We start from the raw sequence: 15,654 nt of genomic DNA, 5'->3' as shown, positions 1-15,654 counted from the left end.
AGTGGAGGATGAAAAGATATGGGAATAAAAATAATAACGGATTCAGCTTGTGATTTATCAAGAGAATATATAGATAATAATAATATAGGATTACTTTCCTTAGTATTAAACTTAAATGAACAATTAATAAAAGATGATTTAGGAAAAACCTTAAGTTATAAAGATTTTTATGGACAAATGAGAGAAGGAGCAACACCTACAACATCTCAAGTTAATGCACATGAATTTGAAGAAGAGTTCATAAAGTATGTAAAAAATGGAGATTCTATAATTTGTATAACATTATCTTCAGCACTAAGTGGTACTTTTAATAGTGCAAATATAGCAAGAAATAATATATTGGAAGAATATCCAGATGCAAATATTTTATTGGTTGACTCTCTTAGTGTTACTAGTGGACAAGGTTTATTAGTAATGAAAGCTTGTGAAATGAGAGATAGGGGATTAAGTGCAGAAGAAATAGTTACTTGGCTTGAGGAAAATAAAAAGAAAGTTATACATTCATTTGTAGTAGATAGTTTAAATCATCTAAAAAGAGGTGGACGTATTTCAGCTACGACAGCTGCAATTGGAGGACTTTTAAATATTAAACCAGCATTATATATAGATGATGATGGAAAAGTAATGCAAGGTGAAAAAATCAAGGGAAAAAAGAAAGTTTTAAAATTTTTAGCTAATGAAGTAAAAGAGAAAGCAATAAATAGTGAGAATGAAACTTTATATATATGTCATGGAGATTGTTTAGAGGATGCAGAAACTTTAAAGAGTATGATATTAGAAGAAGTTAAGTTTAAAAATATAGTTATTAACTATGTTGGAAATGTTATAGGTGCACATGCCGGTCCAGGAGTTCTAGCTGTATTATTTTTAGGTAAAAATAGATAAATAAAAAATTAAACTGTATGGTAGATATAGTAATATATCAGTCATACAGTTTATTTTTTATAAAATTTTATTTTCTATTAAAGCTAAGGTGAAAATTATATTAGTAATTAATATATGAACTGATAAAAAATCAGTAATAGTGATTAATTTTAGGATATTTCTTAATAAGGTTGATAAATATACTTAACTATAATAATTTATAATTGTAAGAGTACATTATTTATATAGCATATTAGGAGGATATATATATGGGTATAAGATTTATAGAGAATAATAAAGTATTTAAATTAGATTCAAAGGATACATCATATATTATTGCAATAGTAGATGAAGAGCAATTTGTTGGACATGTTTATTTCGGAAAAAAGATAGTTGATGAAAACGTTAATTATTTATTACGTATAGATGAAGCACCATATGTTCCATCAAAGAATAATAGAGATAGAGTATCATTTTACGATAGTTTTCCAATGGAATACTCAACTCATGGGATAGGTGATTTTAGAGAATCATCTTTACAAGTAAGGGATAGTAAAGGACATACTGCTTGTAAGCTACAATATGTATCTCATGAGATATTCAAAGGCAAGAAAAAGCTACAAGGGCTTCCAGCAACTTTTGGAGATGAAAATGAATGTACAACATTGGAGATAACTTGTTTAGATAAAGATTTAAATTTAGAAGTAGTGTTAGTATATACAACATTTGAAAATTTAGATGTAATAACTAGAAGTGTAAGAGTAAAAAACTGTTCAAAGGATTCAATAACTCTTACTAAAGTATTATCAACTTGTATAGATTTTGATGGAGTTAACTATGATATGATTTCTCTTCATGGGTCATGGGCAAGAGAAAGACATATTTCTAGAAAGAAAATAGGATATGGAAGACAAGCTGTTTCATCAATAAGAGGAGAATCAAGTCATCAAGATAATCCATTTATAGCTCTTTTAGATAATAATGCGACTGATGAAAGTGGAAATGTTTATGGATTTAATTTTGTTTACTCAGGAAATTTCTTTACTCAAATTGAAGGATGTCAATTTGACACAACAAGAGTAGTTATGGGAATAAATCCAGAAGATTTTGAATGGGTTTTACAACAAGGAGAAGAATTTATAGCGCCAGAAGTTGTAATGGTATATTCAAATAAGGGTATAGGAAAGATGACAAGAACTTTCCATGATTTATATAGGAATAATTTAATAAGAGGTGAATTTAAAGATAAGAAGAGGCCTATACTTATAAATAACTGGGAAGCAACTTACTTTGATTTTAATACAGAAAAATTATTATCTATAGCTAAAGAGGCATCAAAATTAGGAATAGAAATGCTTGTTATGGATGATGGATGGTTTGGAAAGAGAAATAGTGATAACTCTTCATTAGGAGATTGGATTGTTAATGAAGAAAAAATCCAAGGTGGATTAAAAAATCTTGTAGATGAAGTTAATAAATTAGGCATGGAATTTGGAATATGGTTTGAACCAGAAATGATATCACCAAATTCAGATTTATTTAGGGCACATCCAGATTGGTGTATTCATATTGAAGGACGTGAACCAGCCTTATGTAGAGAACAGTATGTATTAGATTTATCTAGAAAAGAAGTAGTAGATTATATATATGAAAGTGTTAAAAAAGTACTTTCAAGTGCAAATATTACTTATGTAAAATGGGATATGAATAGGCAATTAACTGATTTAGGAAGTATAGCATTATCACCAGAAAGACAAGGTGAGCTATTCCATAGATATATGTTAGCAGTTTATGAGATGATGGATAGATTAACTACAGATTTTCCACATATATTATTAGAAAATTGCTCAGGTGGTGGAGCTAGATTTGATCCAGGTATGTTATACTATAGTCCACAAATTTGGTGTTCAGATGATACTGATGCTATTGAAAGGTTAAAAATTCAAGAAGGAACGGCAATGGTTTATCCACTTTCAACAATAGGAGCACATGTTAGTGATTGTCCTAATCATACTGTGGGAAGAACTACACCTTTTGAAACTAGAGGTCATGTAGCATTAGCAGGAACATTTGGATATGAGCTAGATGTAACTAGAATACCAGAAGAAGATAGAGACATGATACCAACACAAATAGAGATGTATCATAAATATAATGATTTAATAAGAAGAGGAGATTATTATAGAATAGAAAACTTTTCAGAAAATCATGGCTTTGATGCTTGGACAGTTGTATCTAAAGATAAAAATGAGGTATTAGTAACTTGTGTACAAGTGCTAGGTAGACCAAACTATCATAGCAGAAGAATTAAATTAAAAGGATTAGTTGAAGATAAAATGTACAAGATAGAAGAATCAGATGAAATTATTTCTGGTGGAGCATTAATGTATGCAGGAATAAATGTTTCTTTATATGGAGATTATTCAAGTAAAATAATACATTTAACTGCCGTATAGAAAAAATAATTAGCATTGATTTATGATTAATTTTAATTATAGGTCAATGCTTTTTTATATTTAATTAACAATAATTACTATATATTAGCGAAAATTACTTTGACTATATAGATTAATTGTAAATAAATTTCCTAAAAATTAAAATTAACTAGGAGGTGAAAAGTTTTGATAAATTAGAAAACGTTTAAAAATATTGATGAACATATAGGGGGAGAGATATATGATAAGTAGAATGAGTAAAAGGTTAGTTGCATTAGTTATGACATGTACAGTAATATTTTCACAATTACCAACAACAGTATTTGCTACTTCTGTTGTAGCAAATACTGTTTATAGTAATGATTTCGGGGAAGAAACAAAATTGCCAGATGAATTTGGTGGAGCATTACTAGCAGATGATATATCCTTAGAAGATGAAATGTTAAAATTTCAAACACATTTTGATGGTTCATGGGATTGGGATAAAAATAAGCATGAGTTGAACTTCTTTACTAATTATGAAGATAATTTAAATTCAGGAGCTGTAGTGAAATTTGATATTATAATTCCAACAGAAAAGGTTAACTTTCAGGGAGAAATACAATTTAAAGGAGCTATAAAAGATAGCAATTGGGAATGGAAAGATGGATCTTTTGGAAAATTTCAAGCTTCAGACTTTGAGGATTTAGGAAATGGATATTCAAAGGTCACTGCTACTTCAACTGTTAGTGGAGAAATAAATGGAGTAAATTCAGCAATAGTACAGATAATAGGAGCAGGAACAAATTATACTGGTTCCATTTATATAGATAATTTAACCGTTACAGAAGAAGAATCTAATAATGAAGAAGGTCCTTCAGTTGAAGTTAATACATTAACTTGGAGCTTTGATGATGAAGAACAAGGGATGGGTGGATGGAATTTTGGTGGAGTATGGTCGCACCAAGGCAATCCAGAAATATCGTATAGCTCAAGCATTGGTAATGGTGCATTAAAGTTAAAGCTTGATTTTACTAAGGATACTGAAGTATCTTGGAGTGAAGTAAAGTTACAAAATGATTTTAAAGAAAAGATTAATATTAATGGCTATAATGTATTAACATATGACTTCATATATAATCCACAATCAATGACTATGGGATCATTTAAAACTAAGTTATACTCAGATGGAGCAATTGATAGCTATGAAGATATTAAATTATTAGAGTTAGAAGATATAGAAGGTGGCTTAAAGAAAGCAAGGGTAAAGGTTAAATTTCCTTCAGTTAATAAAGAGATAGAAAGTTTAACTTTATCAATAATAGGTGTTAATAGTAATTATAACGGAGATATTTATATTGATAATATTCAATTATATCAAGAAAAGAATGAAAGCATTTATGTAGATATAACTGAAGAAATTAAGCCTCAGACTTCAATAGATGTTAATAATTTAGATGTTCTTAATAAAGTTAAATTAGTTGATGAGAAGGCTATAAGTGAAACTGCATCTTTATATTCATATTTAATAGGAGTTGGAAAAACTGATAAAGTTATATTTGGACATCAAAATGATACGCATCATAAAGGTGGTAAGTACGAAATACCAGGAGATACAAGTGGTATAAAGTCTGATACTCTAGATATTACAGGATCCATAGCAGGATTAGTTGGTATGGATACATTATCATTTACTGGTGATGAATTAGATGGTGGAGTAGATGCAGCAGTTAAGGTTGCAAGTCAAGCAGCGAAAGAAGGAGGAATAATAACATTATCATCTCATATGCCAAACTTTGAAGTAGTTAAAAATAAAGGTGTAGATGATAATGGAAATTATGATTATTCAGGATATACTCCAGGTGTTACAAAAGGAGATATAGTTCAAAGGATAATGCCAAATGGTGATTTAAATGAAGTATTCTTAGGATATTTAGATATGATTGCTGATTATGGATTACAACTACAAGAAGAAGGAATACCAGTATTATTTAGACCATTCCATGAAAACAACGGAAGTTGGTTCTGGTGGGGAAAAGCATTCTGTGATGAACAAGCCTATAAGAATTTATTTGCATACACAGTTGAGTATTTAAAAGATGTTAAAGGCGTTCATAACTTTTTATATGTATATTCACCAGGAGGTCCATTTGAAGATGAGGCGGATTATTTATCACGTTATCCAGGTGATGAGTTTGTTGATGTATTAGCATTTGATATGTATCATGATAATCCAACAGAAGATGATAAGTGGATAGATGTTCTAGAAGAAACTATTGAACTAGTACAAGGGTTAGCAGAAAAAAGAGGCAAGCTTTCAGCAGTATCAGAAGTTGGAATGAGAGTTGGTAATGGAGGTATAGCCCAAGTAGGAAATAATAGAAAAGATTGGTATAATGAAGTTTTAGATGTTGTATCTAATTCAAATATGCCATATTTTATGGTTTGGGCTAATTTTGATGATAAAGATAATTTCTTTATTCCTTATAGGATGACAGAAACTACAGGTCATGAAATGATTAATGAATTCATTGATTTTTATAATGATGAAAGATCTATATTTGCTAAGGAAGCAGGAGAATTTTTAAGTTTAAATGTAGATGTTGACGATGAAGCTTATAAGTATGGATATATAATAAATCCAATATCAGGTACTAGAGTGTTAGAAGAAACAACTATATCTGCTGTAGTTAAGAATTTAGAAGGCGATGTTTCTTTTGTAATTAGAGATGGAGCAGGTAATGAAATTAAAAGCTTAAAGACTAAAAATGAAAATGGTATATATAAAGCTGATTTAACTAATGAAATTCTAAAAGAGATAGGTGAAACTATTGGAGTAATAGAATTAGTAGTAGATGAAGAAGTAATAAGCACTAATGATATAATATTTAACATAGAAGTTCCTGAAAAATTAAAGAATGTTGTAGATAATTTTGAAAGTTATTCAGGAGAAAGTGCATTATTATTAAATGAATGGGCAACAAATGTTGGGCCAGGATGCAGTTTAAATCCTCAACTCACAAGTGAAACAGGTAATTTTAATAGTGGAAATTATGGATTAGCATTTAATTATAAAATTTCAAATGCTAAAACTTCAGAAGGTTGGGCTGGAATGACTACAGCTAAAAATGTAGATTGGTCAGAATATGATGCATTACAATTATGGGTTAAACCGGATGGAAATGGACAAAAATTAGTTATTCAAATTACAAGTAATGGTGAGGATTTTGAAGTGTTTTTACCAGAATTTGCAGCTACTACAGAAGCACAACTTTTAACATTAAAATTTGATGAATTTGTAGGTAAAAATAAAGGAGAGTTTGATCCCTCTAATATTACTAGCATCGGTATTTGGTGTAATACAATACCTGAAGAAGGCAATACTGGTGAATGGACAGTTGAATCTACAATGTATTTTGATGATATAAAAGCTGTAAATACATCAGATATGGAGAAACCTGGAGATGATAATAATCCATCAGAGGAAGAAGATAATTCAGGAAGTAATCAAGGAAAGCCAGAAGAAGATAATAATATAAATAGTGATGTAGTTGTGAAACCAAGTGCAGATAAGCAAAATAATAATAACAATAAGTTACCTCAAACTGGTGGAGTTAATAGTATGGTTGTTGTAGCAACTGCTATCTCATTAATAGGCTCTGGCTCTTTATTTATAGGTAAAAGAAGAAAAAAGGACAATTAATATAAAAGATATATTAAGAGAAAACAATAAATTAAAATAAGCTGAGAATTAGCCTTCTCAGCTTATTTATATTATTTAATAATATAAGGTAATGTTAATACCATAGAGGTACCATGACCAAAGACACTGAATATCTCAAGTCCATATTGCTCACCGTAATTAAGTTTTAGTCGTCTATTTATATTTCTTAAGGCAATTCCTTTGAATTTATTATTCTTATCATTTATATAGTCATTTAAATCTTTTAGAGCTTCAGCCTGGATTCCAATCCCATTATCAGAGATAGTTAGAAGTAATTCATTACCTATTTTTTGACCTTGTATTATAATTTTACCATTACTACTACATTCACTTAAACCATGATATATAGCATTTTCAATTAAAGGTTGAATAATCATTTTTATTATTTCACATTCTAAGACATCTTCAGTAATTAAATTTTCAATAATAAATAATTGATCAAAACGAATTTTTTGAAGATAAATATAATTATCAATTATATTTATTTCTTCTTTAAGTTTAACAGTATTTATTTTTCTATTCATGCTATATCTAATTATTGAACCAAAATACTCAGCCATTATAGAAGTTTCTTCATCATCATTTAATTCTGCCATCATATGAATTGACTCTAAGGTGTTATATATAAAATGAGGATTTATTTGATTTTGAAGTTGTTTTAATTCTAAATCCTTTTGTTCAATTTTATTTTTATAATTAATATTTATTAAGTCATTAATTCTACCTTTCATTTCATTATAAGAGTTAACTAATATACCTATTTCATCATTTTTATTATAAGTTAAATTAGAAGTAAGATTTTTTTCAATATGACTTTTTTCCATATTGTCAATTAAGTAATTAATAGGATTAAATATTCTATTAATAAATAGGTTATATAAGACTATAAGCAATATAGAACAAAATATTATGTTTGTAATAAAAGAAAAAATATACAAGCTATTTATACTATATACATCAGCATTAGGAATAGCGCTAATTAATATCCAATTAGTTAATGGAATTTTATTTGAAGTAGTGAAATAAGGATCGATATTAGTAATTGTTTTTACACTAGGTTCAGTACTTGTAGTATTTAACTCATCAAAAAATGGAGAAAAATCTATATCGTAATTAGATGACACTATTAAGTTACCCGTAGAATCAAAAACAGAAAGAATTTGATTATTATATGGTAAATCCTTAGTTAGTATTTTTAACAAATCACTTATTGGAATAGTAATTAATAAAACTCCTGTAACCTCTTGTGTTTTAAGATCAATTATTTTTCTGGCTATACCAATTAAACTTTCACTATTACTTGAAGTATATTCAAATATATCGGTAGACTTAATAAATGGTATAAATGAAATAGTATCATCATTTTCTAAAAAAGTTTTAAACCAGGTTTCAGATAGTGAATTTTTAATAATGGAGTTAGGGGTATTTCTAGAACTAAAAACTCCATTTCCTGATAAATTATATATAAATGCACCATTAATTGATTCACTCTGAATAAGCATCATTTCACAAAGATAAAGTAAATAATTATAATCATTTATTTCATATTTTTCATTTGAAGTTAATATTGAATGAAGTTTATCAATATCAGGAATTATTAATGGATATTTAGAAACATCTGATAAATTATTAAACTTTTCATAAATTTGTTGACTTAAGGTAGTATTAAAATTCTTTATAACTTTATTAGTTTTACTAAATTCATATTGAGAATAAGAGTAAAGGTTAATACTTGTCATTAAGAAAAACAAAGCATACATAATAATAAATACTAGTATTGTGGTACGCTTTATTGATATATCATTTTTTAAAATCATAAATTCTCCTACTTCTTTAAAAATATATTTTATTATTATTAAAATTATGTTAATTTAAATATATAGCATAATTTTACAATATTCAATATAGGGAGGGCATATGAGAATAATAGTTGTGGATGATGATAAGATAATTAGAATGGGCTTGATAAAAATATTGAATAAATTATTTCAAGATCATGAAGTTGTTGGAGATTTTCAAAATGGAGCCTTAGCACTTGATTATTTAAAGAAAAATGAAGGACAAGTTGATTTGGTAATAACTGATATAAAGATGCCAGTAATGACAGGAATAGAACTTGTAAAAAGTTCAATAAATGAGTTAAAATCACCACCAATTTTCTTAGTTTTAAGTGGATATGATGAATTTACTTATGTTAGAGATACAATGAAGTATGGTGCATTTAATTATCTATTAAAGCCAATAAAAAAAGATGAGTTAAAAAGAGTTATTGAAGAAGTTGAAATAAAGTTACAAGAGTTGAAGAAAAAAGATAAAATTATGAATAAATCTATAGAGCTTATAAAAAAAGATTTCTTTAAGCATTTGTTATTTTCAAGTTCAGAAGTAAATTTAAAGACAGATAAAGCTTTATTAGAGAATATACAATTAGATGAAAACTATTACTATAAAATGGTGGTATTACCTATAAATAAAGATGTCAAGCATCTAGGCACTAAGTTACTAGGGGAATACATAAAAGAAATAACTAAATTTAATGATAAGATTGAATATCTACATTTTTATTTTGATGATAACGTTTATATTGTTTTTTACTTTAATATAAATGAAATTGTTGATATTAATTTAGTAATAAAAGAAATAGATGATGAAACAGATATATTTATCAAGAACAATATGAGTGTATTTATTTTAAAGTGCACAGAAAAAGTATGGGAGCTTAGAGAATATTCAAAGATAGTAAAAAAAGTTAAAGAAAACATGATGTACACAAAAAAGATAAAAAAATATTTTATAGAGGATTTAAATGAATTATCAGAAATATTAGATGATGATAAAAATGTATATAGTGCAACATCTATTAAGTTAGCTATACAGTTTATAACAAATAACTTTAATAAAAATATTACTTTAAAGGATGTAGCAGATGAGGTGTTTTTGAGCCAAAATTATTTATCTGAGTTATTTAAAAAGGAAACTGGAGAGGGATTTTATGAATTTTTATCAAATTATAGAATAAAACGAGCAAAGGAAATGTTAATTACAACAAATTTAAAAATATATGAAGTTGCAGAAAGTGTAGGATATAATGATTCAATAACATTTGGACGTGCTTTTAAGAAGATAACAGGAACGACACCAAATAGTTTTAGAAATAATAAAGTTAAGCTTTAAATTTTAAGGGTAAGGAGAGTCTTTATGAGATACTTTAGTAAAAGGTTCTATATATTTTCATTAATATTATTGTTGTTAGCAGTCCCAGTTGTAGGAGCAAAACTTTTCTTAAAAGAAATAAATTTGGGTACAAATGATGAAGAGGAACTTAAAGGGGATATTACATTTGTAAGTAATAGAACAGATAAAAGAGATGAAATTGAAGCATTAATAAATGAATTTGAGGAATTAAATCCTAAAGTAAATGTAGAGTTAGAGTTGATTGGAGATGCAGAAACTATACTTCAAAGAAAGGCATCTGTAGGAGAGTTACCAGATGTAACATTAGTTCCTTCCAATATATCTAAGAATGAATATGCAAATTATTTTCTTACAATTGATGATTTGGGATTTAATGATAATAATATTTATAATTATGATATGGGGTTAGGATCTGATAGTAGACTTTATTGCTTAAATAGTTCTATAACATGGCAAGGAATAATTTATAACAAAGAGATTTTCCAAAAGGCTAATATAGAAAAACTACCTACTACTATAGAAGAGCTGTTTCAGGCATGCGAAAAAATTAAGGCTTTAGGAGTAACCCCTATAGCTATAAATTATAGACAATCATGGACTATGAATTTATGGGTAGATATTATTCCACATTTATTTGATAATAATTTCTCAAGGGATACAGTACAAGCAAATAAAACTATATTAAATAGTGATTCAGGAATGTATAAGTCATTAAATTTAGCTAGAGAAATAGTTAAAAGAGGATATTGTGAAGAAGATTTATTAAATTATGATTGGCAACAATTTAAGAATGATATGAATGATGGAAAAATTGCTATGACAGTTTGGAATTCAGATTTTATTAATCAATTAGAAGATATGGGAATGGATAAAGATGATATAGGAATGTTTCCAATACCAGAAACAAAAATTATAAAAATATATGGTGACTATAAATTTGCAGTTTCTAAAAAAAGTGATAATCCAGAAGTTGCAAAAGAATTTTTAAAATATATTTTTGAAGAAAGTAGATATGCTAAGGCAGTAAACAATATATCTCCATTAAAGGAAGAAATCGATAGCAAAGATAATTTTGAGTCTATGAAAGAGTATGGTATACCTGTGGAATTTTATGCTGATTTTGTGAGAAAACAATCTGTATATGATGCTAAATTAGAAGAAGAATATTTAAGATTAAAAAATATAAATGGATTAGATGGGAGCTTTGTTCAAAAATACATAACAGAAGATAATATTGATAATTTAATTAATGAAACAGAAAATAAATGGAAAGAATCAATACAAAAATAGTATATATAATATGTTTATTAAAAGCATAGACAAGTTAATGTGGTAAATATATACTAGTGTTAAGATATTTTGAAAAATATATGTTATTTTATTTTGAGGGGAGAAATATATATGACAAATTATATGGTATATGATATAGGAGGATCATCTGTTAAATGGTCAGTAATAACAAATAAGGGCGATATATTAAAAAGTGGTAAGATTGAAATAGCATCAACAGTTGAAGAATTTTTTGAAGAATTAACAAATTTATTTAATATATATAGGAATGAGTTTTCATTACAAGGAATTGCTATAAGTGCACCAGGAGCTGTAGATTCACAAACAGGTGAAATTAAAAGTAAAAGTGCTATCCCATATATTTACGGAATGAACTTTAAAGAAATACTTGGTGAGAAAATAGGCCTACCAATAGAGATAGAAAATGATGCAAACTGCGCAGCTTTAGGAGAATGTTGGTTAGGAGCTACAAAGGATAATAGTGATTCAGCTTTTATAGTATGTGGAACAGGAATTGGAGGAGCTATTGTAAAGAATAAGAAAATTCATACTGGTGCTAATATGCATGGTGGAGAATTTGGATTCTGCATAGTTGATTGTGATATAAAAAATAATAAGTTACTAACTTGGAGTGATGTAGGATCAACATTTGCATTAGTAAAGGCTATTGCAAAAAGAAAAAATATAGATATTAACAAGTTTGATGGAAAAAAAGCATTTGAATTATATGATAGTGGAGATGAAATTGCTATAGAAGAAGTTAATAAGTTTTTTACTTATATGGCAATTGGGATTATTAATATTCAATATACTTATGATCCAGAGGCTATAGTTATTGGTGGTGCTATATCTGAAAGAGAAGGTATTATAGAAGATATTAGAAAAAGAGTTATAGAAATATTGTCAAAGGATGAATATGCTGAAGTAATTCCACAAATAAAAAAATGTATCTATGGAAATGATGCAAATAAATTAGGAGCATTATATAATTTTTTACAAAAACAAAAACTTGAAATATGTATAGATTAGAATAAATGGAATAAGTCATTAAATCAAAGTTAATTTTTTTGGGGTTTAATGACTTATTTTTAGTTGTAAATTTTCTAGTTTATATGGATAAATTCATAAAAATATGCAAAATCAATGATATTATAAACAAAAGTATAGATATGTTTTAGAAGAATATATATAATTTAAGCGTAAAAGGAATTTGAAAATTTAGGAGGAAATTATGAATAAAAAATATATATTCCCAGAAAATTTTTGGTGGGGTTCAGCTACATCAGGACCACAAAGTGAAGGAACATTTAATAAACCACATAAAAGTGTATTTGATTATTGGTATGAAGTAGAGCCAGAGGCTTTTTTTGATAAAGTAGGGCCAGAAATAACTTCTAATTTTTATAATAGCTATAAAGAAGATTTAGCTATGCTAAAAGAAATTGGCTTAAATAGTTTTAGAACATCAATACAATGGACAAGACTTATTAAGGATTTAGAAACAGGAGAACCTGATGAAGATGGAGTAAGATTTTATAATGATGTTATAGATGAAACTATAAAAAATGGTATGATTCCAGTAATGAATTTACACCATTTTGATTTACCTGTTGAGCTATATAATAAATATGGTGGGTGGACATCTAAACATGTTGTTGAATTATTTGTGAAGTTTGCAGAAACAGCATTTAAATTATTTGGAGATAGAGTAAAGCATTGGACAACCTTTAATGAGCCAATGGTAGTTGTAGAAGGACAATATTTATATGAATTCCATTATCCGAAATTAGTAGATGGAGAAAAGGCTGTACAGGCTATGTATAATATAAATTTAGCATCAGCTAAAGCTATTAAGAGGTTTAGAGAATTAGGGTGCACAGAAGATGGTGGAAAAATAGGTATAGTACTTAATTTAACTCCAGCTTATCCAAGAAGTAATAATAAAGATGATTTATATGCTTCAAAAGTTGCTGATACAATCTTCAACTACTCATTCTTAGATCCAGCAGTAAAGGGAGAATTCCCAAGTCTTTTAATTAATCTTTTAAAAGAAGATAATATTTTATGGGAAAGTACAGAAGAAGAATTGCAAATCATAAAAGATAATACTATAGATTTCTTAGGAGTTAATTATTATCAACCAAGAAGAGTGAAAGTAAAAGAATCAGAAATTGATAATACTAAAGGATGGATGCCTGAAAAGTATTTTGATTATTATGATATGCCAGGAAAAAGAATGAATCCATATAGAGGATGGGAGATATATCCTGAAGCAATGTATGATATTGCAATAAATATTAGAGATAATTACAATAATATTCCATGGTATATTTCTGAAAATGGAATGGGTGTTGAAGGTGAAGAAAAATATATAGGTGAAGATGGTTCAATACAGGATGATTATAGAATTGAATTCCTTGAAGAACATTTACAATATTTACACAAGGGAATAGAAGAAGGATCAAATTGTTTTGGATATCATTCATGGACACCAATAGATTGCTGGTCTTGGTGTAATGCATATAAAAATAGATATGGTTATATTGCAGTAGATTTAGCTACGCAAAAGAAAACAATAAAGAAATCAGGTACTTGGATTAAAGAAGTTTCATCAAATAATGGATTTTAATTAGTATATTAAGGAGGGAGCCGCTAGGTTCTCTCTATTTTTTTATTTATAAAAATAAAAAAATTAATTAATGGAACTGTAATTATAAATAAATTATACGATTTATAAATCAAAATTATGCTGTGTATTTAAAAGCGTAGAATAGTTATTTAAAAGTTTGTAAAATTAACTTGTAAACGGGAAAACGTTTGCTAACAAAGATAAAATGTATATTTCAAGGGGGAGAATTGAAATGAAAAAAAGATTACTAAGTGTTATTTGTGCTAGTGCAATAGCAACATCACTTTTCGCAGGTTGTTCATCAACAGGTAGTAATGGTTCTGATAGTAAAGGTGAAGTTACTTTAAAAGTTTTAACACATAGAACAGATATAAAGGATACAGTGTTAAAAACAGTTGCAGACAAGTACTATGAAGAAAAAGGTGTAAAAATAGAGTGGGAAGCAATTACTGATTATGAAAGTATAGTTCAAACAAGAATGAACACTCAAGATTACGGTGATGTATTAAATATATTACCAGCATTTAAGGCTGAGGAATTAGGAGAGTTCTTTGAACCACTAGGCTCAGTAGAGGATTATAGCGATTACGTTGGAGTAACAGAAAGAGCTGATTTAAATACTGATACTGTATATGGTATTCCAAATGGATTAGGAGCAGACGGTGTTGTTTATAACAAAAAAGTGTTTGCTGCTGCAGGTTATGATGAGTTTCCTAAAACTTTAGATGAATTATATGACGCATTAGCAAAAATTAAAGAAGGACAAGAAGGTGTAGTTCCAGTAGCTATCAACTCTGCTGATATGTGGCCATTAAGCCAATATGATGCTGTTTCTTCAGTGATATATGGAAATCCATATTACTATAGAGATATGGGATCTATGGAAAGTCCATTCTCAGCTGGAAAGCCTACAGGAGATATGTTAGAAATTCTTTATAAGTTTGTTAGTGAAGGTTGGGTTGAAGAAGATTTAGCTACAACTAACTGGGAACAATCAAAAGTTGATATGGCTAACGGTAAAATTGGTATGATGACTTTAGGTATGTGGGCCGTTTCTCAAATTCAAGAAGCTAATGAAGCTAATGCTGATGATATTGCTATTGCTCCATTCCCAGCAACTAATTCAGGTGAATTAAAGGCTGGTGCAGGACCAGATAACTACTTAGGTGTAAGTAAATATTCTAAGCATAAAGAAGAAGCTAAAGATTTTGCTATTTACTTTGCTAATTGTTTAGATTACTTAGATGCTTGTGGTTTTATTCCATCTAATAAAAATCTTACTTCTGGAAATCCAGTTGTTAAAGAATACCAAGAGTCAGGCGTTGAATTAATGTTTGGCGATCCAGCAGAAGCAGATCAAAAGGCTAGTGACTTAACAACTGAAATAGCTAACGAATCAGGAACTAAGTTCTGGGTTGGTGAATATATTCAAAATGCTGTAATTGCTGCTAAGAAGAGCAGAGCAGACTTTGAAAAAGTTATTGAAGATTACAATAACAAATGGAATAGTAACAAAGAAAAATTATCTGAATAATAAT

General features: G+C 28.0%; 9 protein-coding genes. 8 read left to right on the top strand and 1 reads right to left on the bottom strand.

The genetic code is table 11. From position 1 onward, the window contains the following. Positions 1-18: 18 nt before the first annotated feature. The 3 genes from EJJ37_RS01120 to EJJ37_RS01110 all read left to right on the top strand — a co-directional run bounded on the left by EJJ37_RS01120 (position 19) and on the right by EJJ37_RS01110 (position 6,981). The gene (locus EJJ37_RS01120) at positions 19-885 is read left to right on the top strand and encodes a DegV family protein (RefSeq protein ID WP_133013751.1); all 867 of its coding nucleotides are present in this window, start codon (positions 19-21) and stop codon (positions 883-885) included. Positions 886-1,133: 248 nt separating this feature from the next. Then, entirely contained in the window at positions 1,134-3,320 is a 2,187-nt protein-coding gene (locus tag EJJ37_RS01115; RefSeq protein WP_133013750.1) for an alpha-galactosidase, read from the top strand. 220 nt (positions 3,321-3,540) lie between these two features. Further along, positions 3,541-6,981 (top strand): CIA30 family protein, encoded by a 3,441-nt coding sequence (locus EJJ37_RS01110; protein ID WP_133013749.1) that lies wholly within the window; start codon positions 3,541-3,543, stop codon positions 6,979-6,981. A gap of 71 nt (positions 6,982-7,052) precedes the next feature. Here the strand turns inward: EJJ37_RS01110 and EJJ37_RS01105 are convergent, their stop codons facing one another. Then, on the bottom strand, positions 7,053-8,819 hold the full coding sequence (locus tag EJJ37_RS01105) for a sensor histidine kinase (RefSeq protein ID WP_133013748.1): 1,767 nt from the start codon (positions 8,817-8,819) through the stop codon (positions 7,053-7,055). A 100-nt stretch (positions 8,820-8,919) separates the two neighbouring features. On the opposite strand from EJJ37_RS01105, the gene EJJ37_RS01100 reads away from it, so the two are divergent. From EJJ37_RS01100 to EJJ37_RS01080, 5 genes are all read left to right on the top strand, one after another. Beyond that, positions 8,920-10,176: a response regulator transcription factor gene (locus EJJ37_RS01100; RefSeq protein ID WP_133013747.1), complete on the top strand. Its 1,257-nt coding sequence runs from the start codon at positions 8,920-8,922 to the stop codon at positions 10,174-10,176. 24 nt (positions 10,177-10,200) lie between these two features. After that, positions 10,201-11,487 carry an ABC transporter substrate-binding protein gene (locus EJJ37_RS01095; RefSeq protein WP_133013746.1) on the top strand — a complete coding sequence of 429 codons (1,287 nt, stop codon included), beginning with the start codon at positions 10,201-10,203 and terminating at the stop codon, positions 11,485-11,487. A gap of 111 nt (positions 11,488-11,598) precedes the next feature. Then, a complete protein-coding gene (locus EJJ37_RS01090; RefSeq protein ID WP_133013745.1) occupies positions 11,599-12,516 on the top strand; it encodes an ROK family protein in 918 nt (305 codons plus the stop codon). Positions 12,517-12,718: 202 nt separating this feature from the next. Beyond that, positions 12,719-14,116 carry a glycoside hydrolase family 1 protein gene (locus EJJ37_RS01085; protein ID WP_133013744.1) on the top strand — a complete coding sequence of 466 codons (1,398 nt, stop codon included), beginning with the start codon at positions 12,719-12,721 and terminating at the stop codon, positions 14,114-14,116. Positions 14,117-14,348: 232 nt separating this feature from the next. Then, positions 14,349-15,650, top strand: a complete 1,302-nt coding sequence (locus EJJ37_RS01080; RefSeq protein WP_166484633.1) for an ABC transporter substrate-binding protein — start codon at positions 14,349-14,351, stop codon at positions 15,648-15,650. The last annotated feature ends 4 nt before the right edge of the window (positions 15,651-15,654 follow it).

This window comes from Clostridium cuniculi, from assembly GCF_004353185.1.
In the GTDB taxonomy this organism is placed as follows: domain Bacteria; phylum Bacillota; class Clostridia; order Clostridiales; family Clostridiaceae; genus Clostridium; species Clostridium cuniculi.
Note: the sequence above shows the minus strand (reverse complement) of the source record. Positions and strands in the feature narration are given on the sequence as shown.